The following is an 18,579-nucleotide window of genomic DNA, read 5'->3' as shown; positions in this document are numbered from 1 at the left end:
CGACCGAGCGACGGCGGGTCAGCTGTCGCGCGGGCTGAGCCGGAACGTCGTCGCCGCGGCATCCGCCCCGGTCACGGTCCCCACGATGGCGGGGCCGTAACGGTCGTACTTGGCGTGGTAGGCCGCGTCGATGGCGGTGTGCGCATCCGTCGCCGCCGCGGTGAAGGTGACGTCTTTCTCCACTCCGCCGGCACGGATGCGACCGGTGCCGCTGGTCTTGGCCCGCACGAACCACGGGTTGGTCGCGCCATAGGCCGAGCGGATGTAGATCTCGTCGCCGACGCGCACCACCCAGATGGTGACGTAGGGGCGCAGGGTGCCGTCGGCGCGGGTGGACGCAACCTTCAGCTCCTCGGCCGCGCCGATGCGAGTGAGTTCGTCTGCGGTCCAGTCGCTCATCCGGGGCTCCATTCGTGTCTGCCTAGCGTTGACGCTACCCAGCGGGCCGCACCTGCAACAGGCACTGTGAGTACCGGTCGGCCGGTGTGCCACGCTGGAATCCTCACCGCACTGCCCGCCGCACTTCCAACCGCACTGCCCACCGCCAGGAGTCTCATGCCATTCGCCGACGAACTCATCGGAGTGCCCACGGCGCGCGCGCTCGCCGCGGCGATTCAAGCCGCCGCGCCGCAAGCGGGGCTCGCCGCGCTGCCCGCCGCCGCGGATGCCCTCGGCCCGCTGTCGCTGCGGGAGCGCAGCGACCTGCTGCGCGATGCCCTGCTGGCCGATCTGCCCGGCGACTACGACTCGTTCGCCGCCACCATCCGCGCCGCCGCCTCCGGCGCCCTGCCGTTCACCGGCTGGCTGATCTGGCCGGTCACCACCGCGATCGCCGCCAAGGCCATCGAGGCCGGCACCGAGGCCGCATTCGACGACGGTATGCGGATGCTCGCCGCACTCACCCCGCGGCTCACCGCCGAGTTCGCCATCCGTCCGCTGCTCAACCATGACATCGACCGGGCCATGCCGATCGTGCTCGGCTGGACCGGCTCGACCGACCCGGCCGTGCGGCGGCTGGCCACCGAGGGCACCCGGCCGTTCCTGCCTTGGGCCGTGCGGGTGCCCGCGATCCTCGCCGACCCCACCCTGACTTTGCCGGTGCTGCACGCGCTGTACCGCGACGAGGACGAGGTGGTGCGCCGCTCGGTGGCCAACCACCTCAACGACCTCAGCCGGCAGCAGCCGGAGCTCGTGGTCGCGACCACCGCCACCTGGCTGGCCGCACCCGACGAGAACACGGCCCAGCTGGTCAAGCACGCCCTGCGCACCCTGGTCAAGAAGGGCCACCCGCAGGCCCTCGCGCAGCTGGGTTTTCACCCGGCGGAGGTGCAGGTGACCGGCCCTGTGCTCGACGCCCAGACCGTGGAGTTCGGCGGTGCGATCGGCTTCACCGTCGGCATCCGCAACGCCGGCGCCGACCCGGCCCGCCTCGCCGTTGACTACGTGATGCACCACCAGAAGGCCAACGGCAGTCTCACCGGCAAGACCTTCAAGCTCAGCACCGTGACCCTGGCGCCCGGCGAAACCGTGCGGCTGGCCCGGACGCACTCATTCCGGGCCATCACCACCCGGCGCTACCACCCCGGCGAGCACGCCCTCGAGGTGCAGGTGAACGGGGTGGCTTCTGGCCGGGCTGAGTTCACGCTGCTGCCGGCTGCCGGGCCGCTCGGCTAGGTCAGGCTCACCACGAGCTTGCGGGCGGAGACGCCGCGGCGCAGGGTGTCCAGCGCCGGCTGCACCTGCTCGAGCCCCACACCCACGACCTCCGCCGTCGGTGCCGCCTGATAGCGGCCGTCCGCGAGGGCGGCCGGTAAGAAGTCGGACCAGAGCATCGGGCCGACCTCGTTGGTCATCAGCGAACTGCCCCAGACGAACTTGGCGCGGATGCCGTGCACGAGGCAGCGCGCCTGCAGCGCCACGTTGCCGCCCACCGTGCCGCAGATCGCCCAGCGGGCGGGCCTGACCACGCGCACCTTCTTTCGGCACTTCGCCGATATGCGTGAGGTCTTGTTCCTGCGGGACCGGGAATTCCCCATCGTCGTCGCCACGGTGCTGGCCTCCGCTCCGACCGGACTCACGCCACTGGGGCTGGTGATGTTCGGGCTCGAAACCGTGACGGCCGAGAACTTCGACGGTTGGCGTCGCGGCATGATCGTGCGCCGATCCATCATCCGGTCGGACGAGGGCCTGCGCGAGCGGGAGTTGCTGAAATCCTCACGGCTCGCCGCCGCCATCGAGAGCGCCCTCGTGACCGAGGAGGTTGACCCGGCGGCCGCCGCTCTCGTGGCGCCGTTCGGAGTGCTCGTCTTCGAGACCGCCCTCACCGAGTGGCTCGACGCGGACCCCGACGCCGGCGATGTGCGCCCATTGCCCGAGGTGCTGCGCGCCACCCTGGCTCGGCTGCGCACCCTCACCGCATAATTTGCCTATAGGCTGTAGGTAATTACCTACGACTCATTGGACGCCCGTGAAACGACCCGGACTGACCGAGGCCAAACTGGTGCGCGCCGCTGCCGAGCTCGCTGACGAGGCCGGCCTGGGCGCCGTGACGGTCTCGGCCCTCGCCCGCCACTTCGACGTTCGCCCGGCGAGCATCTACTCGCACATCGATGGCCTCGACGACCTGCTCGAGCAGACCACGGCGCTCGCCCTCCAGGAACTGGCCGACAACCTGGCCGCCGACCTGCCCGGCAAGTCCGGTCGAGACGCCCTGTTCGCCTTCGCGCAGACCCAGCGCGACTACGCCATTGCCCACCCCGGCCGCTGGCAGGCCGCGCAGCGCCGGCTCACGCCGGAGGCCGCCGAGCGCACGGCGGGTCGGGTCATCGCCCGGTCGGCCCAGGCCATTGTGAGCGGCTACGGCCTCACCCCCGACGACGAAGTGCACGCCGTGCGACTGCTCGGCAGCGCCATCAACGGCTTCGTCGCGCTCGAATCCGGCGGGGGATTCGACCACTCCGACCCGCCCGCCGCCGACAGCTGGACCCGCGTGCTCGACGCCATCGACACCTCTCTGCGCAACTGGCCCACGGCCGCCGCGCCACCTGACGACCGACCCACTGATTGAGACCCGTATGCTTCCGCTCGACACTGCCACCCTCAAGACCGTCTTCGCCAACGCATCCCGCAAGGTCGTCGCCGACATCACGCTGCCCGTCGGCTTCGACACGATCGAGTGGAGCGCGCTGGACTACCTGGGCTGGGTCGACCCGAAAATCAAGCGGCGCTCCTACGTTGTGGTGCCCGTCGACGGCGAACCCGTCGGTATCGTGCTGCGGCAAGCGGATGCGTCGCCGAGCCATCGCGCGCAGTGTTCCTGGTGCCGCGACGTGAAGCTGCCCAACGAGGTGGTGCTCTACAGCGCTCAGCGGGCCGGGGCGGCCGGCCGCAACGGCGACACCATCGCCATCTGGGTCTGCGCCGAATTCCAGTGTTCGGCCAATGTGCGGAAGCTCCCAACGATGGCCTACATCGGCTTCGACGTCGACGCGGCCCGCGAGGAGCGGATGCGGATGCTGCGCGAGCGGTCCGCGGGTTTCGTCGCGGAGGTACTCGCCTCGCGTTAGACCGCCCGGCCGGACGGCGACTCAATTTAGGTAAGGCTTACTAACAGCCCGAATTGAGGGCCGCTTTGTTCGCCCGCCACCTCAGGAGTTCCCATCTCTCGTGGCCCTGCGCGACCTCAATCTCGCGGCCATGTTCTGCGACAGTGTGCTGGTGCTGCGCGCCGGCCGGGCCGTCGCCGGCGGCCGGCCGCGCGACATCCTCACCCCGGCGCTCATCGCCGACGTCTACGGGGTGCGGGCCAGGGGCGCCGAAGACGCCGTGACGGGCCGCGCTCACGTCGTGTTCGACCCCGCCCCGCTCTGACGGATGCCCGCCCCGCCTCGCCGGGTTAGAGCTCGAACTTGAAGCCGAGGTCGTCGGGGTAGTCGCCCAGCGCGGTGAGGCTGGTGGCCGCACGCTGCAGGGACGCGAGGGCCAGGCCCAGGGTGCCGGGGCCGAAGCTGACCCGGGAGATGCCGAGCTCGGCCAGGCGCTTCAGCGGCACCAGACCGGGCGCACCGATCACGGAGATGCGGCCGTTGACCTCGTCGAGGGCGCGCTTCACCTTGTCCTCATCGGAGAGGCCGAGGAAGAAGATCACGTCGGCGCCGGCGTCGAGGTAGGCGTTCGCGCGCTGCACGGCCTCGGCCCAGTCGCCGCCACCGGCGAGGGTGTCGACGCGGGCGTTGATCACCAGTGGGACCCCGGCGGCCTCGGCGCCTGCGCGTGCCGCGGCCACGCGGGCGGCGGCGGTGGGGATGTCGAACTGCGGTGCCTTGGCGGCACCGATCGAGTCCTCGATGTTGATGCCGGCAGCTCCGGCCTCCTCGATCAGGCGACGCACGTTCTCGGCCACGCCCGCGGCATCCGTCGCGTAGCCCTTTTCGAAGTCGATGGAGACGGGCAGGTCGGTGGCGCCGGTGATGATGCGGGCGGCGATGATGGCTTCGTCGACGGTGAGGCCCTCACCGTCTTGCAGGCCGCGCACGTTGGAGACCGAGTGCGAGGCGCTGGCCAGGGCCTTCACGCCGGGGGCGTCGGCGACGATCTTCGCGGTGATGGCGTCCCACACGTTCGTCACGATGAGCGGGGTGCCGGGAACGTGCAGCACGTTGAGGAGTTCGGCCTTCTGGATCAGTGTGTTGGTCATGGCTTCAGTCTGCCGGTCCCGCTCGGGTTGGAGCTGGTGGGTTTCGGACAATGACGTGATATTCAGCGGAGTGCCAGAGAGTGTTCAGGTTCACGGCTGGTTCCGAATTCCGGGACCGTGGCCGTATCGGGCCGGCGAGGGCGGTGCCAGGCTGTTTAGGTTCGGTATACAGTCGGTGGCTTTGGCCCTAACCTGAGGTATCGGTTGAGGGAGGCGCAGTGCAGGCAGTCACGCTCAGCATCGGTGACCGCCAGTTCCGGTTGCGCATGACCACAGATCTGGCGGAGTTCTCCGAACGCCTCGTCGCCGCCGTACGCTCCGGTGGTGGCATGGTCGACATTCCCGTGGCCGGCGCGGTCGGGGTGCGGGTTCTGGTGTCTCCGGGCATGAGTATCGTGCTCGAAACCTACGAGGTGGATCCCGACGCGTTGCTGCAGCCTGCGTCGATGACCCCCTGGCTCGCGGCCGACGACATCGAGTACTGACCGGCAGGACCGGCCTGACGCCGGCATCGCCCCGAGCGCGAAATAGTATGCAATTCGGGTGTATTTACCGGCGACCGAGCCGCCCTCGTTCTGGCGCTGACCGCGTGCACACCGGTCGAAACGGATGCCGCCCGCAGCGCCGCGCCGACGCCCACGATCACGCCCACGCCCACCGCCACGGCAACGACCGCACCCACCTCGGGTGGGGACCCGGCCGAGACCGCCGCGTGGGCGGCGGAAGCGGTGCCGACGGGCGGGGCGGACGGGTTCGTCATGGCGCAGAACGGCCGCATGGACGCCGGGTCGCCCGGAGCCTTCACGATGGTGACGTCGACCCTTCCGGCGGGCGACTACTCGGTCTACCTCGCCTGCCGCGGCGACGCCGACTCCACGGTGACGCTCACCGTTGACACCACAGGGAGCGCCGTGACCGGTCCCTGTGACGGCGCATCCCAGGGTCTGGACGTCACCCTGCCCACCGACGGCGCCACGTTCAACCTGCTCGGTGGCGGCGGGCCGGCGGTGGAGTGGGCGCTGGCCATCACCGACCGGCTACCGCACGCGGAGGGGTGACGGACTACTCGGCCGCCCGCCGGGTGAGCACGATTGGCTCGGTCTCGGTGATGGCGATGGTGTGCTCGGAGTGGGCGCCCCTGCTGCCGTCGGCGCTGCGCAGGGTCCAACCATCCTTGTCGGTCTTGAGCTTGTCGGTGCCGCTGAGGAACCACGGTTCGATCGCGATGACCAAGCCGGGCCGCAGCGGGTAGCCGCGGTGCGGACGGCCGGCGTTGGGAACGTGCGGGTCGCCGTGCATGGTGCGACCAACGCCGTGGCCGCCGAAGTCCAGGTTGACCCGCAGGCCGGCCGCCTCGGCCAGGCTGCCGATGGCGTGGGAGATGTCGCCGATCTTGTTGCCGACCACGGCCGCCGCGATGCCCGCCGCCAGGGCGTCTTCGGTGAGCCGGATCAGGGCGAGGTCCTCGGCGCTTGCGGTGCCCACCACCAGGCTGATCGCCGAATCGGCCACCCAGCCGTCCACGGAGCTGGCGAAGTCGAGGGTGAGCAGGTCGCCGTCTGCCAGCGTGTAGTCGTGCGGTTTGCCGTGCAGCACGGCGTCGTTGACCGAGGTGCAGAGCACAAAGCCGAACGGTCCGCTGCCGAAGGACGGCGCGTAGTCGAGGTAGCACGACTCGGCGCCGCGCTGCCGGATGAGCTCGTGGGCGTATGCATCCAACTCCATGAGGTTCACCCCCACGTCGGCGCGGGCCTTGAGCGCCGTCAGCGTCTCGGCGACGAACGTGCCGGCCGCCTGCATCTCGGTGAGTTCTGTCGGGGTGCGCAACTCGATCATTCCGCCACCTTTCTTCTGTTCGCGTCGGCAGCCGCAGGTGAAGCGGCCACTCCCAGTGTGCCGGATGGGCCGGGCCGACGAGCGAGCCCACCCCGTCGGCCGGCTCAGCCCAGCTTGTTCTGCCTGGCCTTCACCGGCAGCAGCAGCACCAGCCCGACCAGCAGCACCAGCATGATGCCCAGGATGCCCCAGTAGGTTTCGCCGAAGATCGTCACCATGAGCGCGAACGCGGTGGGGGCCAGGAAACTGGCGGCCCGGCCGGTGGTGGCGTAGAGGCCGAACACCTCGCCCTCCCTGCCGGCCGGGATGAGGCGGGCGAGGAAGGTGCGGCTGGCCGATTGCGCCGGGCCGACGAACAGGCAGAGCGCCAGGCCGGCGGTCCAGAACACGATCTGGCCGCCGTCGTGCAGCAGGAAGACGAGGCTGCCGCTGACGATGAGGCCGATCAGGGCGGTGACGATCACGGGCTTGGCGCCGAGCCTGTCATCGAGCGCTCCCACGCTGATGGTGGCAATGCCGGCGACCACATTCGCCGCGATCGCGAAAATGATCACCTCCCCGGCCGAGAAACCGAACGCCGACGCCGCGAGCACGCCGCCGAAGGTGAACACCCCGGCCAGGCCGTCCCGGAAGATGGCGCTGGCGACGAGGAAGTACACGGTCTGCCTGCTGGTGCGCCAGAGCCCGGCCACGTCCCGGCCCAGATCCAGGTAGGACTGCAGGAAGCCGACCCTGGGGCGGAGCGCGGTATCCGGTGCCCGGTACTCCGGCACCCGCAGGAGGAGGGGCAGCGCGAACAGGCCGAACCAGGCCGCCGCGATGAGCATGGTGACCCGCACCGCGAGGCCGTTCTCACCGGTGACGCCGAACAGGCCCACCTCGGGGTTGATGAAGCCGAAGTAGACGATGAGCAGCAGCACGATGCCACCGATGTAGCCCATGCCCCACCCGAAACCACTGACCTTGCCGATGGTGCGCGGCGTGGAGACCTGCGCGAGCATGGCGTTGTAGCTGACGCCGGCGAGCTCGAAGAACACGTTGCCGGCGGCCAGGAGGATCAGGCCGAGCAGCAGGTATTCGGGGGAAGGGAAGACGAAGAACATGCCGGCGGTCAGGGCCACCACGATGAAGGTGTTCACGCCCAGCCAGAACTTCCGCCGGCCGGAGGAGTCAGAGCGGGCGCCGGTGACCGGGGCGAGCACGGCGATGAGGAACCCGGCGATGGCGAGGGCCCAACCCAGCTGCGCGGCGATGGTGTCTTCATCGCCGAAGGAATCACCGGTGAGGTAGACGGCGAAAACGAAGGTGGTGACCACGGCGTTGAATGCGGCCGAGCCCCAGTCCCACAGGCTCCAGGCGAAGACTGCGGCGCGAGTGGGGGTCGGGGCCGCGGGTGCTGAGGCGGCGCCGTTACCGTCGAGTGTCTCGGTCATGAGGCAAGACTAGGACCGCCCGGTGAACAACGGGGGACGGATGTGCGCGAGCGCGCCGCCTAGTCTGGGCGGACGCCCTCGAGGGAGCGGTGCATCACGTGCAGGCCGACGAAACCGTGCACGGGGTGACGGAACGCCTGCGGCACCGTACCGACGATGCTGAACCCGAGCGACTGCCAGAGCCGCACCGCGGTGTGGTTCGTCTCGACGACGGCGTTGAACTGCATCGCGCGGAAACCCGCGTCGGCGGCCTGCGTGAGCACGTGGCCGGCGAGGGCGCGGCCGATGCCGCGCCCAGACGCATGCGTCGCGACCATGAAGCCCGCGTTGGCGACGTGGGCGCCGGCGGCCGGCTGGTTGGGGTGAAGTTCGGCGGTGCCGAGCACCCGGCCGTCGTCCTCCGCCACGAAGACCCGCCCGCCTGGCTTGCCCATCCACCAGGCCCTGGCGGCCTCCTCGGTGCTGTCCCGCGGCCAGCAGTAGGTCTCCCCGGCGGCCACGACCTCCTGCAGGAAGCCCCAGATCTGTTGCCAGTCGCCCTCCTGGGCCTCCCGTATCTCCATGGGTACAAATTACCGGAGCTGCTCGTGCAGCCGGTGAGCGGCCAACACCGTGCGCCCGGCCGTGTGGGCACGGGGGAGCATGTCGACCAGGGCGAGTTGGCTGAGGGTGAGGGTGGCGCCTTGGTGCAGGCGGGCGGGCGGCTTGTGCGTGACGTGCGCACGAAAGCCACCGCCGGTGAAGGCCGGTTCATCCGGCACCGCGGCGAACGGGCGGATGGCGTCTACCAGCGCGTGGTGCAGCGCCGTCAGCACCTCGTTCGGGAGGATCAGGCTGACGGGGATGTCGTGCCTGCGCCCGAACAACTCGTCGTCACCGACGGCCACAGTGAGGGGCGACCGGCCCAGAGCGACGCCGGCCATGGCCGCCGCGATCTCGCTGCTCGGCGCATCCGTGAGAAACGGCGGCAGCACCGTGACGTGCAGCGGCCACGCGCTCACCGCGAAGGAATCGCCGACCCGCAGCGGCGTCACCGGGAGCACAATCACGAGTCGAGGCATGCCGTCACGTTACGCGAACAGGCTCCCCACACCGCTCCTGAAATGTGAAAGTCCTGGGAGTTGAGCCAGATGGACTCAAGTCTGGGGCAGCCAGCTTGACTCGATTTTCGACGGGTGCCACACTTGAGTCAGCAACACTCAAGTCTCAGAAATGGGCCTTGAACCCACACTTTGAAGGAGATACTCTCACATGGCTCGTGCAGTCGGAATTGACCTCGGAACCACCAACTCGGTGGTGGCCGTCCTCGAGGGTGGAGAACCCACCGTCATCGCCAACGCTGAAGGCTTCCGCACCACGCCTTCCGTCGTCGCATTCACCAAGGACGGCGAAGTCCTCGTCGGAGAGACTGCCAAGCGCCAGGCCGTCACCAACGTCGACCGCACCATCTCGTCGGTCAAGCGTCACGTCGGTACCGACTGGACCGTCGCCATCGACGACAAGAAGTACACCCCGCAGGAGATCTCCGCCCGCATCCTGGCCAAGCTCAAGCGCGACGCCGAGCAGTACCTGGGCGACAAGGTGACGGATGCCGTCATCACCGTTCCCGCGTACTTCAACGACGCCGAGCGTCAGGCCACGAAGGAAGCCGGCGAGATCGCCGGCCTCAACGTGCTGCGCATCATCAACGAGCCCACCGCGGCCGCCCTGGCCTACGGCCTGGACCGCGGCAAGGAAGACGAGCTCATCCTGGTCTTCGACCTCGGTGGCGGAACCTTCGACGTCTCCCTCCTCGAGGTGGGCAAGGACGACGACTTCAGCACCATCCAGGTGCGTTCGACCGCCGGTGACAACCGCCTCGGCGGCGACGACTGGGACCAGCGCATCGTCGAGCACCTGATCAAGCGCTTCAAGGACTCCACCGGCGTCGACGTCTCCAAGGACAAGATCGCCAAGCAGCGCCTCAAGGAAGCCGCGGAGCAGGCCAAGAAGGAACTCTCCTCGAGCATGTCCGCCAGCATCCAGCTGCCGTACCTGTCGCTGACCGAGAACGGCCCGGCCAACCTCGACGAGACGCTCACCCGCGCCCAGTTCGAGAAGATGACCGAAGACCTGCTCGACCGCACCAAGAAGCCGTTCCAGGACGTCATCCGTGAGGCCGGCGTCAAGGTCGAGGACATCGCGCACGTCGTTCTCGTCGGTGGCTCCACCCGTATGCCCGCCGTGTACGAGCTCGTCAAGGCCGAAACCGGTGGCAAGGACCCGAACAAGGGCGTCAACCCCGATGAGGTCGTCGCCGTCGGCGCCGCACTGCAGGCCGGCGTGCTGAAGGGTGAGCGCAAGGACGTTCTGCTCATCGACGTCACCCCGCTGAGCCTCGGCATCGAGACCAAGGGCGGCATCATGACGCGCCTCATCGAGCGCAACACCGCCATCCCCACCAAGCGCAGCGAAACCTTCACCACGGCCGACGACAACCAGCCGTCCGTGGCCATCCAGGTCTTCCAGGGCGAGCGCGAGTTCACCCGCGACAACAAGAACCTCGGCACCTTCGAGCTCACCGGCATCGCGCCGGCGCCGCGCGGTATCCCGCAGGTGGAGGTCACCTTCGACCTCGACGCCAACGGCATCGTGCACGTGTCCGCCAAGGACAAGGGCACCGGCAAGGAGCAGTCGATGACCATCACCGGTGGCACCGCTCTGGGCAAGGAAGACATCGAGCGCATGGTTCGCGAGGGTGAAGAGCACGCGGCAGAGGACAAGCGCCGCCGCGAAGCCGCCGAGACCCGCAACGGTGCAGAGCAGCTCGCCTACTCGATCGAGAAGCTGATCAAGGAGAACGACGAGAAGCTGCCAGAAGAGGTCAAGACCGAGGTTCAGGCCGACGTCGACGCCCTCAAGTCCGCCCTCGCCGGTGACGACGACGACGCGGTGAAGACCGCGTTCGACAAGCTCACCGAAAGCCAGGGCAAGCTCGGCGAGGCCATCTACGCCTCCAGCCAGGCGGATGCCGCGGCCGGCGCGTCCGAGACCGCCGAGCCCACTGCCGAGTCGGGCAACCCAGACGAAGACGTTGTCGACGCCGAGGTTGTCGACGACGAGGACGAAGCGAAGAAGTAATGACAGACACCAACCGTCCGGACGAGAACCGTCCAGAAGACGAGTCAGCCGCTGCTGCGGGAGCGCCCGAATCGGGCGCCCCCGCGGCGGGCGGGCCCGACAACGGGTTCGACGTTGACGCGGAACTGGCCGCAGCGGTCGACGCGACCGAGGCCTCAGAGGTGAAGCAGGGCGAGAGCCCCGACGCCGCGACCGCCGAGGGCATCGAGGAGGACGAGCTGACCGTGCAGGACATCCTGGACGCGGCCAACCTCGAAGCAGCCGAGCCGAGCAGCGAGCACCTCGCCGACCTCAAGCGGGTCACCGCCGAGTACGCGAACTACCGCAAGCGCACCGAGGCCAACCGTGAGGTGGAGCGGGAACGCGCCACCGGCGAGGTGATCAAGGTACTGCTGCCGGTGCTCGACGACCTGCACCGGGCCGAGAAGCACGGCGACCTCGAGGGCGCCACCGCCTTTGCGACCATCGCCGCCAAGCTGCGCGCCAGCACCGAGCGGATCGGCCTCAAGCCGTACGGCGCGGTCGGCGACGTCTTCGACCCCACCGTGCACGAGGCCATCTTCCAGCAGCCCAGCGCTGACGTCGACGTGGAAACCGTCGGCGATGTCGTCGAGACCGGCTACTACCTCGGGTCCTCGCTGCTGCGGGTGGCCAAGGTCGTCGTGCAGGTACCGAGCGATGGCTAGCCAGGACTGGTTCGACAAGGACTTCTACAAGGTTCTCGGGGTCGCCAAGGATGTCTCCGCTGCCGATCTGAAGAAGGCGTATCGCAAGCTCGCGCGCAAGTACCACCCGGACTCCAACCCGGGTAACGCGGCGGCGGAAGCCAAGTTCAAGGAAATCAGCGAAGCGCACTCGGTGATCGGCGACCCCGAACAGCGCAAGGAGTACGACGCCGTGCGGGCCATGGGCGGTGGGGCACGCTTCACCGCCCCCGGCCAGGGCGGCCAGCAGGGCGGCTTCGACGACGTCTTCGGCGGCATGTTCGGTGGCGGAGGAGCCAGACAACAGGGCTACTCCTACGACCAGGCCGGTTTCGACGATATCCTCGGCGGCATGTTCGGTCGTGGAGCCCAGGGCGGTGGTGGCCGGTTCGGCACCTCCACCGGCGGCTTCCGCGGCGCCGGTGGACCGACCAGGGGACGCGACGTGATCGCGTCGACCACGGTCGACTTCATCACCGCCACCCACGGCGACCAGATCACCCTGCAGACGCAGGATGGTCGGCCGATCAAGGTCAAGATCCCGGCCGGGGTCGCCGACGGGCAGAAGATCAAGCTGCGCGGGCAGGGGCAACCCAGCCCGGACGGCGGCGAGCACGGCGACATCGTGCTCACCGTCACCGTGCGCAAGCATCCGGTGTTCGAACGTGAGGGCCTCAACCTGCGCGTGAACGTGCCGGTGACCTTCGCCGAGGCCGCACTGGGAGCCACCATCGAGGTGCCGACCCTTGGCGGGCCCCCGGTGAAGCTGCGCGTGGCGCCCGGCACGCCGAGCGGACGGGTGCTGCGGGTCAAGGGCCGCGGCGTCGTCACGCCGAAGGGCACCGGCGACCTGCTCGCCGTGGTGCAGGTGGCCGTGCCATCGCACCTCTCCAAGGACGCCGAGGAGAAACTGATCGCGTTCAACGAGGCGCTGCCCAAGGAGAACCCGCGCGACGAACTGCTCGCCAGGGCCAAGGGGTAGAACCTGCATGGATGAGAACAGCCGGGTCTTCGTGATCAGTACTGCCGCAGAGTTGGCGGGCATGCACCCGCAGACCCTGCGGCAGTACGACCGGTTGGGTCTCGTCAGCCCCGGCCGCACGCCGGGCCGCTCGCGCCGCTATTCCATGCGCGACGTGGCCCGGCTGCGGGAGATCGCGGACCTGGGTGCCGAGGGCGTCAGCCTGGAGGGCATCCGTCGTATTCTCGCGCTGGAAGACACCGTGCGCGTGCTCGAGGGCCGGGTGAACGAGCTCGAGACGGCCCTGGCCGACGAACTGCTCAACCGTCCGGGCCGTCGGGTCTTCGCGGCCGGCTCTGCCGGGGACGTCATCTCGATGCGTGCGGGTACCCGCACCCGCCGCTCCAACCAGATCGTGATCTGGCGCCCGCTCGACAAGTAATCCCGGGATCGCTCCCATCTCGTTGGTCGAGCTTGTCGAGACCCCGTGAGCCGGTCTCGCAGCGCACGTCACCTGGTCTCGACAGGCTCGACCAGCGCGACAGGCTCGACCAGCGCGACAGGCTCGACCAGCGCGACAGGCTCGACCAGCGCGACAGGCTCAACCAGCGTGCCGTCTTCTGATCGCTTCCGCACTGAGTTGTAGGGTTGCTGAATGGAATTGCGCCAGCTTGAGCATTTCGTGACGGTCGCCGACGAGCGTCACTTCACCCGGGCAGCCGAACAGCTGCAGATCTCCCAGTCGGGCCTGTCCGCGTCGATCCGGGCGCTCGAGATCGAACTGGGCACCTCCCTCTTCATTCGCAGCACCCGCCGGGTCGAGCTCACCGCCGCCGGTCAGGCCCTGCTCACGGATGCGCTCCGCACCCTGGCCGCCGCCGCCGCGGCCCAGAACGCGGTCGCCGCGGTCCGCGGCCTCATGCGCGGACGCCTGACCGTGGGCGCCGAACCCTGCCTGGGCTCCGTGGACCTGCCCGCCGAACTGGCCCGCTTCCGCACCGCCAACGAGGGTGTGGAGGTGCGCCTGCGGCAAGTGGGCTCGGTGGAACTGATCGAGGGGGTCGCGAGCGGCACCACCGATGTGGCGCTCGTGGTCGTCACCGGCGATATCCCGCCAGGGGTGCGCCTGCACCCGCTGAGCAGCCAGAAGATGGTGGCGCTCTGCCACCCAGACCACCCCGTGGCGCAGCTGGCCGAGGTGGACCTGGAGACCCTCCGCGCCGAACCGCTGATCGGGTTCCAGGCGGGCTGGGGCGCGCACATGCTCGCCCGGCGGGCGTTCGCCGCCGCGGGCTTCGAGTATCGGGCGGCGATGGAGGTCAACGACGTGCATCCGCTGCTCGAACTGGTCGGCTACAACCTGGGGGTGGCGATCGTGCCCACCAGCTTCGCCCTCAAGCGCCCAGACGACCTCGTCGCGGTACCGCTGCCGGCCACCGTGCCCGAATGGACCGTGGCCGTGGCGGTCGCCGACGAGCCGAGCCCGGCCGCGTCCGCCTTTCTCGAGCAGCTGCTCGAGGACGTCGCCGTGGCCAGGGCCGCCGCGTCCGTCGCAGCCGAGCCGGTGGCCGCCGTGCCGGCCGATACGATCGGCACGGCAGCCTGAGACGCTAAAGGCCCAGCGGAATCCGCTCGGAGAAGATCGTCTTCACCGGCGGGGCGGCGAGAACCTCACCGAGCCGGCTGACGCCCTCCGGCGTGGTGCGCCACGCGGCGTAGGCCTCGTGGTCCGCGGCCGTGGCCCACAGCTCGACGACGATCACGTGGGCGGGGTCGGCGTCGTCGACGATGACCTCGAGCCCCTCGTTGCCCGGCCAGGCGCGAGTGGCGGTGAGCACCTCGGTGAGGAGGGCCGGCACGGTCTCCAGTGCGGCCGGGTCCAGGTGCAGGTCGAGGTGTACGACGGCGGTCATGCGGTCACCGCGGCGTCGGTCACCGCGGCCGAGAGCGTGCTGATCTCGTCCGCCGTCAGGGTCACGTCGGCGGCGCGCGCCGAGTCGATGATGCTCTCCGGCCGGCTGGCACCGGGGATGGGGATCACCTGCGGCGACGCGGCCAGGTGCCAGGCCAGGGCGGCGACCTGCGGGCTCACGCCGTGGGCATCCGCCACCTGCTGGAACGGTGCGAACCTGGTGCCCAGGTCGGCCGCGGACTTGATGCCGCCGAGCGGGCTCCAGGACAGGAACGCGACGCCGAGCTCGGTGCAGAGGTCGAGTTCGGGCTGGCTGCTGAGGAACGCGGGCGAGTACTGGTTCTGCACGCTGGCCAGCCGGCCGCCGAGGATGTCGTAGGCCTCGCGGATCTGCTCCGGGTTGGCATTGGAGATGCCGGCCAGGCGGATGGTGCCTGCGTCGAGCAGGTCGCGGATGGCGCCGATCGAGTCGGCGTACGGCACAGCGGGGTCCGGCCGGTGGTGGTGGTACAGGTCGATGGCGTCGCCGCCCAGTCGCTTGAGCGAGGCCTCGGCGGCCTGCTTGAGGTACTCCGGGCGGCCGTCGACGTACCAGGTGCCGTCGCCGGGCCGCAGGTGTCCGCCCTTGGTGGCCACGATCACCTGCGCGGTGTCGCCGCCCCACGAGGCGATCGCCTGGGCGATCAGGGACTCGTTGTGGCCGACCTCGTCGGCGTGCAGGTGGTACGCATCCGCGGTGTCGAACAGGGTGACGCCGGCCTCGAGGGCGGCGTGGATGGTGGCGATGGAGCGGGCGTCGTCCGGCCGGCCCTCGATCGACATGGGCATACCGCCCAGGCCGATGGAGCTGACGGTGCGGTCGCCGATGTGTCGGGTCTTCATAGGGTGTCCAATCTGTGCTGCTCGATGAGCGTGTCAAGGGTGGCGTTCAGTTCCGCGTCCACGACCTGGTGGTCTGGATGCGCGTCGTACCAGGCCATGGCCTGCCGAAAACCGAGAGCTACGGGGGTGGTGCAGACGAAGTCGGGTACGAGCGCCTTCACCTTGCTGTTGTCGAAGATCACCGAGTGCGAGCGGTCGCCGAGCAGCCCACCGCTCCACTCCGGGTTCGCCGCGGCCATGGCGTCACTGGTCACGTGCACGATCCGCGGTGCGGGCGCTCCGGCGGCGCGGGCGTACTCGGCGTAGATCGCGTCCCAGGGCAGGTACTCGTCCGAGGTGATGGTGAAGCTGTCACCGATGGCCTGCGAGCGGCCGAACAGGCCCACGAGCGCCTTGGCGAGGTCGGTGCTGTGCGTGAGCGTCCAGAGCGAGGTGCCGTCGCCGTGCACCACCACCGGCTGGCCGGTGCGCATCCGATGGATGTCGGTCCACCCGTTCAGCAGCGTGATCTGGGTGCGGTCGTAGGTGTGCGAGGGGCGGATGATCGTGACCGGGAAGCCCTGGTCACGGTAGGCCGCCATCAGCACGTCCTCGCAGGCGATCTTGTCCCTGGAGTACTCCCAGAACGGGTTGTGCAGCGGGGTCGACTCCCGCACCGGCAGCGCGGCCGGTGGCTTCTGGTAGGCCGAGGCTGAGCTGATGAACACGTACTGACCGGTGCGACCGGCGAACTGGGCGATGTCGGCGCGCACGTGCTCGGGGGTGAACGCCACGAAGTCCACGACCACATCGAAGGTGCGCTCGCCGAGGGCCGCCGCGACCATAGCCGGGTCCCGTACGTCCACGGTTAACGACTCCGCCGCGTCGGGAAGCGAGCGCAGCGTGGACTGGCCGCGGTTGAGCACGGTGAGGCGGTGGCCGCGGGACACGGCCAACTCGGCGGCCGCGGCGCTGATCACGCCGGTGCCGCCGATGAAGAGGACGCTCAGCGCGGATTCGGTTGCGGGCGTCACCAGGCGTAGTCTTCCGGCGCGGTCTTGTATCCGGGGAAGATCTCATCCAGACGCTGCAGCGCAGCCTGGTCCAGCTTCACGTCCACGGCCCGCAGGCCGGCGTTCAGCTGGTCCATGGTGCGCGGGCCGATGATCGGCGCGGTGACGGCGTCCTGGTGCATCAGCCAGGCCAGGCCCAGATCTCCAGGCTCGTGGCCGAGCTCGGCGGCGAAGTCCTCGTAGGCGCCGATGGCCTCCCGGTTCTTCTCCAGCTTCTCGGCGTTCGCGCCTGACGTGCGGCGGCTGCCGTCCCGCTCCTTGCGCAGCACTCCGCCGAGCAGGCCGCCGTCCAGCGGCGACCAGGGCAGGATGCCCATGCCGTTGGCCTGAGCGGCCGGGATGACCTCGCGTTCGATGTCGCGCTTGAGCAGGTTGTACAGCGACTGCTCGCTGACCAGCCCGGTGAAGTGGCGGCGGCGGGCCTCGGCCTGTGCGGTGGCGATGTGCCAGCCGGCGAAGTTGCTGCTGCCGGCGTAGAGGATCTTGCCCTGCGTGACGGCGGTCTCCATGGCCTGCCAGATCTCGTCCCAGGGAGTGTCCCTGTCGACGTGGTGGAACTGGAACAGGTCGATGTAGTCCGTCTGCAGGCGCGTCAGGCTCTCATCCAGGCTGCGGCGGATGTTCAGCGCGCTCAGCTTGCCGTCGTTGGGGCGGTCGGACATGGTGCCGTAGACCTTGGTGGCCAGCACGGTGTTCTCGCGACGGTCCCCACCCTGGGCGAAGTACCGACCGAGGATGCTCTCGGTGGCGCCGCGCCCCTGCTTGGAACCGTAGACGTTGGCGGTGTCGAAGAAGTTGAGACCGGCGGCCTGCGCGGCGTCCATGATGTCGAACGACGTGGCTTCGTCAGTTTCCGGGCCGAAGTTCATGGTGCCCAGACAGAGACGCGAAACCGAGAGGCCGGAGCGACCGAGGTGTGTGTATTCCATAACCTCAGGCTGCTCCTGCGGCCACGCACTGTCCAACAGGAGAGATGGATGCTATCCATCACTCCGGCTTCTCAATCGCGCCGTCTGGTCGGGTCAGTCGGTGTCGAGCAGGCCTGGCCGCCCGGAATCATGCGGTTGCCGGGTGGCGGTGACGGCGAGCAGGTCGAGGGCGAGGGTCGGATCCGGGCGTAGGGCCAGGCTCAGCACCGCCCGGATTTCCCAGCGCACGTGCAGGTTGTCGACCGACAACGACGGAGCGGGCAGCCCGGCGGGTGTTTCCACGGCGAACGGGAGGTTTACCACGGTGCCGGCGGTGAGGGCGCCGGCCGGTCCGGCGAGCGCCGTGGCCATCACCGCTTCGGAGTGCCGGTAGCCCTCGGATTCGCTGGCGTCGCGGTCGGCGGCCTGACCTGGGCCGCCCCAGACCTCCTCGCAGCGCACCAGCTGAACGCGCACTCCGCGGGTGTTGAGGTCGTCGCGGGCGCGCATCCGCAGCACACCGGTGAGCGGGGTACCGGGTTCGAGCACTCGGGAGGACAGGGCGATGAACTCCAGGGCGACCTGGTCGAGGTGCGCACCCACCGGCGGGTGGCCGATATCGGTGGCGCTGGTCTGGCCCCAGGACTGCACGTCAATCAGGCGTTCACGCTTGATCACCTGGCCGTTTGCGGTCTGCAGAACGACCTTGACCGACCAGCCCACGTCGATGAGGTCTCCGCGCACGGAGGCGAGGCCATCACTGGGAATGGCGAGGCTCTGGGTGAGCACCCGACTCTGCCCCGCCGGGATCGCGCCGGGGGCGGGTACCGAGACCGAGGTGAGCAGTTCGGTGGTGCGTTCCCTGGCCGGGAAGACACCGCCGTAGATGTTGCCACGACCGTAGGTGTAGTTGACCTTGCGGATCAGGGAAAATTCGGCCCTGTCGATCAGTGCGGGGCGCAGTGCCGTGATCCGCACCGTGACCCCCAGCGAGTTCCCCTCGATCACCACTCCGTCCGAGGGAGAGAGTTCCACCGAAACCTGCACTGCTGTGTCGGTTGTTGTGACAGCCATG

Annotated in this window: 25 protein-coding genes; 13 read left to right on the top strand and 12 right to left on the bottom strand. The window is 69.3% G+C overall.

Annotated features, from left to right (window positions below; genetic code table 11):
- Nucleotides 1-18: 18 nt before the first annotated feature.
- Complete coding sequence (locus K2F54_RS04565) at nt 19-399, bottom strand: DUF2255 family protein (protein WP_220604669.1); 381 nt, start codon at nt 397-399, stop codon at nt 19-21.
- A gap of 156 nt (nt 400-555) precedes the next feature.
- On the opposite strand from K2F54_RS04565, the gene K2F54_RS04560 reads away from it, so the two are divergent.
- Nucleotides 556-1,674 (top strand): DNA alkylation repair protein, encoded by a 1,119-nt coding sequence (locus tag K2F54_RS04560; protein WP_220604668.1) that lies wholly within the window; start codon nt 556-558, stop codon nt 1,672-1,674.
- On the opposite strand, the gene K2F54_RS04555 is transcribed toward K2F54_RS04560, so the two are convergent.
- Nucleotides 1,671-1,967, bottom strand: a complete 297-nt coding sequence (locus tag K2F54_RS04555; protein ID WP_220604667.1) for an MDR/zinc-dependent alcohol dehydrogenase-like family protein — start codon at nt 1,965-1,967, stop codon at nt 1,671-1,673. The two genes, K2F54_RS04560 and K2F54_RS04555, sit on opposite strands and share 4 nt — an antisense overlap.
- Nucleotides 1,968-1,995: 28 nt before the next feature.
- Between K2F54_RS04555 and K2F54_RS04550 the strand changes: the two genes are divergently transcribed.
- The 4 genes from K2F54_RS04550 to K2F54_RS04535 all read left to right on the top strand — a co-directional run bounded on the left by K2F54_RS04550 (nt 1,996) and on the right by K2F54_RS04535 (nt 3,870).
- Nucleotides 1,996-2,421: a hypothetical protein gene (locus K2F54_RS04550; RefSeq protein ID WP_255576678.1), complete on the top strand. Its 426-nt coding sequence runs from the start codon at nt 1,996-1,998 to the stop codon at nt 2,419-2,421.
- Between the two features lie 46 nt (nt 2,422-2,467).
- Entirely contained in the window at nt 2,468-3,067 is a 600-nt protein-coding gene (locus tag K2F54_RS04545; RefSeq protein WP_220604665.1) for a TetR/AcrR family transcriptional regulator, read from the top strand.
- A 7-nt stretch (nt 3,068-3,074) separates the two neighbouring features.
- A complete protein-coding gene (locus tag K2F54_RS04540; RefSeq protein ID WP_220604664.1) occupies nt 3,075-3,566 on the top strand; it encodes an FBP domain-containing protein in 492 nt (163 codons plus the stop codon).
- Between the two features lie 100 nt (nt 3,567-3,666).
- Nucleotides 3,667-3,870 carry an ATP-binding cassette domain-containing protein gene (locus K2F54_RS04535; protein ID WP_255576677.1) on the top strand — a complete coding sequence of 68 codons (204 nt, stop codon included), beginning with the start codon at nt 3,667-3,669 and terminating at the stop codon, nt 3,868-3,870.
- 25 nt (nt 3,871-3,895) lie between these two features.
- Here K2F54_RS04535 and K2F54_RS04530 read toward each other — a convergent pair whose 3' ends face one another.
- Nucleotides 3,896-4,696: an isocitrate lyase/PEP mutase family protein gene (locus K2F54_RS04530; RefSeq protein ID WP_220604663.1), complete on the bottom strand. Its 801-nt coding sequence runs from the start codon at nt 4,694-4,696 to the stop codon at nt 3,896-3,898.
- Between the two features lie 218 nt (nt 4,697-4,914).
- Here K2F54_RS04530 and K2F54_RS04525 point away from each other — a divergent pair, with 218 nt between their 5' ends.
- Complete coding sequence (locus K2F54_RS04525; RefSeq protein ID WP_220604662.1) at nt 4,915-5,181, top strand: hypothetical protein; 267 nt, start codon at nt 4,915-4,917, stop codon at nt 5,179-5,181.
- Nucleotides 5,182-5,454: 273 nt separating this feature from the next.
- Nucleotides 5,455-5,754, top strand: a complete 300-nt coding sequence (locus tag K2F54_RS04520) for a hypothetical protein (RefSeq protein ID WP_220604661.1) — start codon at nt 5,455-5,457, stop codon at nt 5,752-5,754.
- A 4-nt stretch (nt 5,755-5,758) separates the two neighbouring features.
- Here K2F54_RS04520 and map read toward each other — a convergent pair whose 3' ends face one another.
- The 4 genes from map to K2F54_RS04500 form a co-directional block, all read right to left on the bottom strand.
- Complete coding sequence (gene map / locus K2F54_RS04515; RefSeq protein WP_220604660.1) at nt 5,759-6,532, bottom strand: type I methionyl aminopeptidase; 774 nt, start codon at nt 6,530-6,532, stop codon at nt 5,759-5,761.
- A 104-nt stretch (nt 6,533-6,636) separates the two neighbouring features.
- The gene (locus K2F54_RS04510) at nt 6,637-7,965 is read right to left on the bottom strand and encodes an MFS transporter (protein WP_220604659.1); all 1,329 of its coding nucleotides are present in this window, start codon (nt 7,963-7,965) and stop codon (nt 6,637-6,639) included.
- 59 nt (nt 7,966-8,024) lie between these two features.
- Nucleotides 8,025-8,528, bottom strand: a complete 504-nt coding sequence (locus K2F54_RS04505; protein ID WP_220604658.1) for a GNAT family N-acetyltransferase — start codon at nt 8,526-8,528, stop codon at nt 8,025-8,027.
- Between the two features lie 9 nt (nt 8,529-8,537).
- Nucleotides 8,538-9,026 (bottom strand): 2'-5' RNA ligase family protein, encoded by a 489-nt coding sequence (locus tag K2F54_RS04500; RefSeq protein WP_220604657.1) that lies wholly within the window; start codon nt 9,024-9,026, stop codon nt 8,538-8,540.
- 190 nt (nt 9,027-9,216) lie between these two features.
- On the opposite strand from K2F54_RS04500, the gene dnaK reads away from it, so the two are divergent.
- From dnaK to K2F54_RS04470, 6 genes are read left to right on the top strand one after another with little or no spacing between them, the layout of a single operon-like run.
- On the top strand, nt 9,217-11,085 hold the full coding sequence (dnaK, locus tag K2F54_RS04495) for a molecular chaperone DnaK (RefSeq protein ID WP_220604656.1): 1,869 nt from the start codon (nt 9,217-9,219) through the stop codon (nt 11,083-11,085).
- Nucleotides 11,085-11,771 (top strand): nucleotide exchange factor GrpE, encoded by a 687-nt coding sequence (locus tag K2F54_RS04490; protein ID WP_220604655.1) that lies wholly within the window; start codon nt 11,085-11,087, stop codon nt 11,769-11,771. The genes dnaK and K2F54_RS04490 overlap by 1 nt, the downstream gene beginning before the upstream one ends.
- Nucleotides 11,764-12,771, top strand: coding sequence for a DnaJ C-terminal domain-containing protein (locus tag K2F54_RS04485; RefSeq protein WP_220604654.1), 1,008 nt, complete (start codon nt 11,764-11,766; stop codon nt 12,769-12,771). The genes K2F54_RS04490 and K2F54_RS04485 overlap by 8 nt, the downstream gene beginning before the upstream one ends.
- Before the next feature lie 7 nt (nt 12,772-12,778).
- Nucleotides 12,779-13,192 (top strand): heat shock protein transcriptional repressor HspR, encoded by a 414-nt coding sequence (locus tag K2F54_RS04480; protein WP_220604653.1) that lies wholly within the window; start codon nt 12,779-12,781, stop codon nt 13,190-13,192.
- Nucleotides 13,193-13,224: 32 nt separating this feature from the next.
- Nucleotides 13,225-13,374 (top strand): hypothetical protein, encoded by a 150-nt coding sequence (locus K2F54_RS04475; RefSeq protein WP_220604652.1) that lies wholly within the window; start codon nt 13,225-13,227, stop codon nt 13,372-13,374.
- 31 nt (nt 13,375-13,405) lie between these two features.
- Nucleotides 13,406-14,356: a LysR family transcriptional regulator gene (locus tag K2F54_RS04470; protein WP_220604651.1), complete on the top strand. Its 951-nt coding sequence runs from the start codon at nt 13,406-13,408 to the stop codon at nt 14,354-14,356.
- Between the two features lie 4 nt (nt 14,357-14,360).
- On the opposite strand, the gene K2F54_RS04465 is transcribed toward K2F54_RS04470, so the two are convergent.
- The 5 genes from K2F54_RS04465 to K2F54_RS04445 form a co-directional block, all read right to left on the bottom strand.
- Nucleotides 14,361-14,663 carry a putative quinol monooxygenase gene (locus K2F54_RS04465; protein WP_220604650.1) on the bottom strand — a complete coding sequence of 101 codons (303 nt, stop codon included), beginning with the start codon at nt 14,661-14,663 and terminating at the stop codon, nt 14,361-14,363.
- Nucleotides 14,660-15,544 (bottom strand): aldo/keto reductase, encoded by an 885-nt coding sequence (locus K2F54_RS04460; RefSeq protein WP_220604649.1) that lies wholly within the window; start codon nt 15,542-15,544, stop codon nt 14,660-14,662. The genes K2F54_RS04465 and K2F54_RS04460 overlap by 4 nt, the downstream gene beginning before the upstream one ends.
- Complete coding sequence (locus K2F54_RS04455) at nt 15,541-16,560, bottom strand: NAD-dependent epimerase/dehydratase family protein (RefSeq protein ID WP_220604736.1); 1,020 nt, start codon at nt 16,558-16,560, stop codon at nt 15,541-15,543. Before K2F54_RS04455 ends, K2F54_RS04460 begins: the two co-directional genes overlap by 4 nt.
- On the bottom strand, nt 16,554-17,525 hold the full coding sequence (locus K2F54_RS04450) for an aldo/keto reductase (RefSeq protein WP_220604648.1): 972 nt from the start codon (nt 17,523-17,525) through the stop codon (nt 16,554-16,556). The genes K2F54_RS04455 and K2F54_RS04450 overlap by 7 nt, the downstream gene beginning before the upstream one ends.
- Before the next feature lie 93 nt (nt 17,526-17,618).
- Entirely contained in the window at nt 17,619-18,578 is a 960-nt protein-coding gene (locus tag K2F54_RS04445) for an arrestin C-terminal domain-containing protein (protein ID WP_220604647.1), read from the bottom strand.
- Nucleotide 18,579: the final 1 nt, after the last annotated feature.

This window comes from Cryobacterium inferilacus, assembly GCF_019599185.1.
Lineage (GTDB): Bacteria > Actinomycetota > Actinomycetes > Actinomycetales > Microbacteriaceae > Cryobacterium > Cryobacterium inferilacus.
The sequence above is the reverse complement of the archived record's forward strand: the minus strand, read 5'-3'. Positions and strand labels throughout refer to the sequence as shown.

Excerpts from the sequence above, each read along its gene's own strand:
- K2F54_RS04565 (WP_220604669.1), bottom strand. The coding sequence starts at position 399 with ATGAGCGACTGGACCGCAGACGAACTCACTCGCATCGGCGCGGCCGAG.
- K2F54_RS04560 (WP_220604668.1), top strand. The coding sequence starts at position 556 with ATGCCATTCGCCGACGAACTCATCGGAGTGCCCACGGCGCGCGCGCTC.
- K2F54_RS04550 (WP_255576678.1), top strand. The coding sequence starts at position 1,996 with ATGCGTGAGGTCTTGTTCCTGCGGGACCGGGAATTCCCCATCGTCGTC.
- K2F54_RS04540 (WP_220604664.1), top strand. The coding sequence starts at position 3,075 with ATGCTTCCGCTCGACACTGCCACCCTCAAGACCGTCTTCGCCAACGCA.
- K2F54_RS04530 (WP_220604663.1), bottom strand. The coding sequence starts at position 4,696 with ATGACCAACACACTGATCCAGAAGGCCGAACTCCTCAACGTGCTGCAC.
- K2F54_RS04520 (WP_220604661.1), top strand. The coding sequence starts at position 5,455 with ATGGCGCAGAACGGCCGCATGGACGCCGGGTCGCCCGGAGCCTTCACG.
- map (WP_220604660.1), bottom strand. The coding sequence starts at position 6,532 with ATGATCGAGTTGCGCACCCCGACAGAACTCACCGAGATGCAGGCGGCC.
- K2F54_RS04510 (WP_220604659.1), bottom strand. The coding sequence starts at position 7,965 with ATGACCGAGACACTCGACGGTAACGGCGCCGCCTCAGCACCCGCGGCC.
- K2F54_RS04505 (WP_220604658.1), bottom strand. The coding sequence starts at position 8,528 with ATGGAGATACGGGAGGCCCAGGAGGGCGACTGGCAACAGATCTGGGGC.
- K2F54_RS04500 (WP_220604657.1), bottom strand. The coding sequence starts at position 9,026 with ATGCCTCGACTCGTGATTGTGCTCCCGGTGACGCCGCTGCGGGTCGGC.
- dnaK (WP_220604656.1), top strand. The coding sequence starts at position 9,217 with ATGGCTCGTGCAGTCGGAATTGACCTCGGAACCACCAACTCGGTGGTG.
- K2F54_RS04490 (WP_220604655.1), top strand. The coding sequence starts at position 11,085 with ATGACAGACACCAACCGTCCGGACGAGAACCGTCCAGAAGACGAGTCA.
- K2F54_RS04485 (WP_220604654.1), top strand. The coding sequence starts at position 11,764 with ATGGCTAGCCAGGACTGGTTCGACAAGGACTTCTACAAGGTTCTCGGG.
- K2F54_RS04480 (WP_220604653.1), top strand. The coding sequence starts at position 12,779 with ATGGATGAGAACAGCCGGGTCTTCGTGATCAGTACTGCCGCAGAGTTG.
- K2F54_RS04470 (WP_220604651.1), top strand. The coding sequence starts at position 13,406 with ATGGAATTGCGCCAGCTTGAGCATTTCGTGACGGTCGCCGACGAGCGT.
- K2F54_RS04465 (WP_220604650.1), bottom strand. The coding sequence starts at position 14,663 with ATGACCGCCGTCGTACACCTCGACCTGCACCTGGACCCGGCCGCACTG.
- K2F54_RS04460 (WP_220604649.1), bottom strand. The coding sequence starts at position 15,544 with ATGAAGACCCGACACATCGGCGACCGCACCGTCAGCTCCATCGGCCTG.
- K2F54_RS04450 (WP_220604648.1), bottom strand. The coding sequence starts at position 17,525 with ATGGAATACACACACCTCGGTCGCTCCGGCCTCTCGGTTTCGCGTCTC.
- K2F54_RS04445 (WP_220604647.1), bottom strand. The coding sequence starts at position 18,578 with ATGGCTGTCACAACAACCGACACAGCAGTGCAGGTTTCGGTGGAACTC.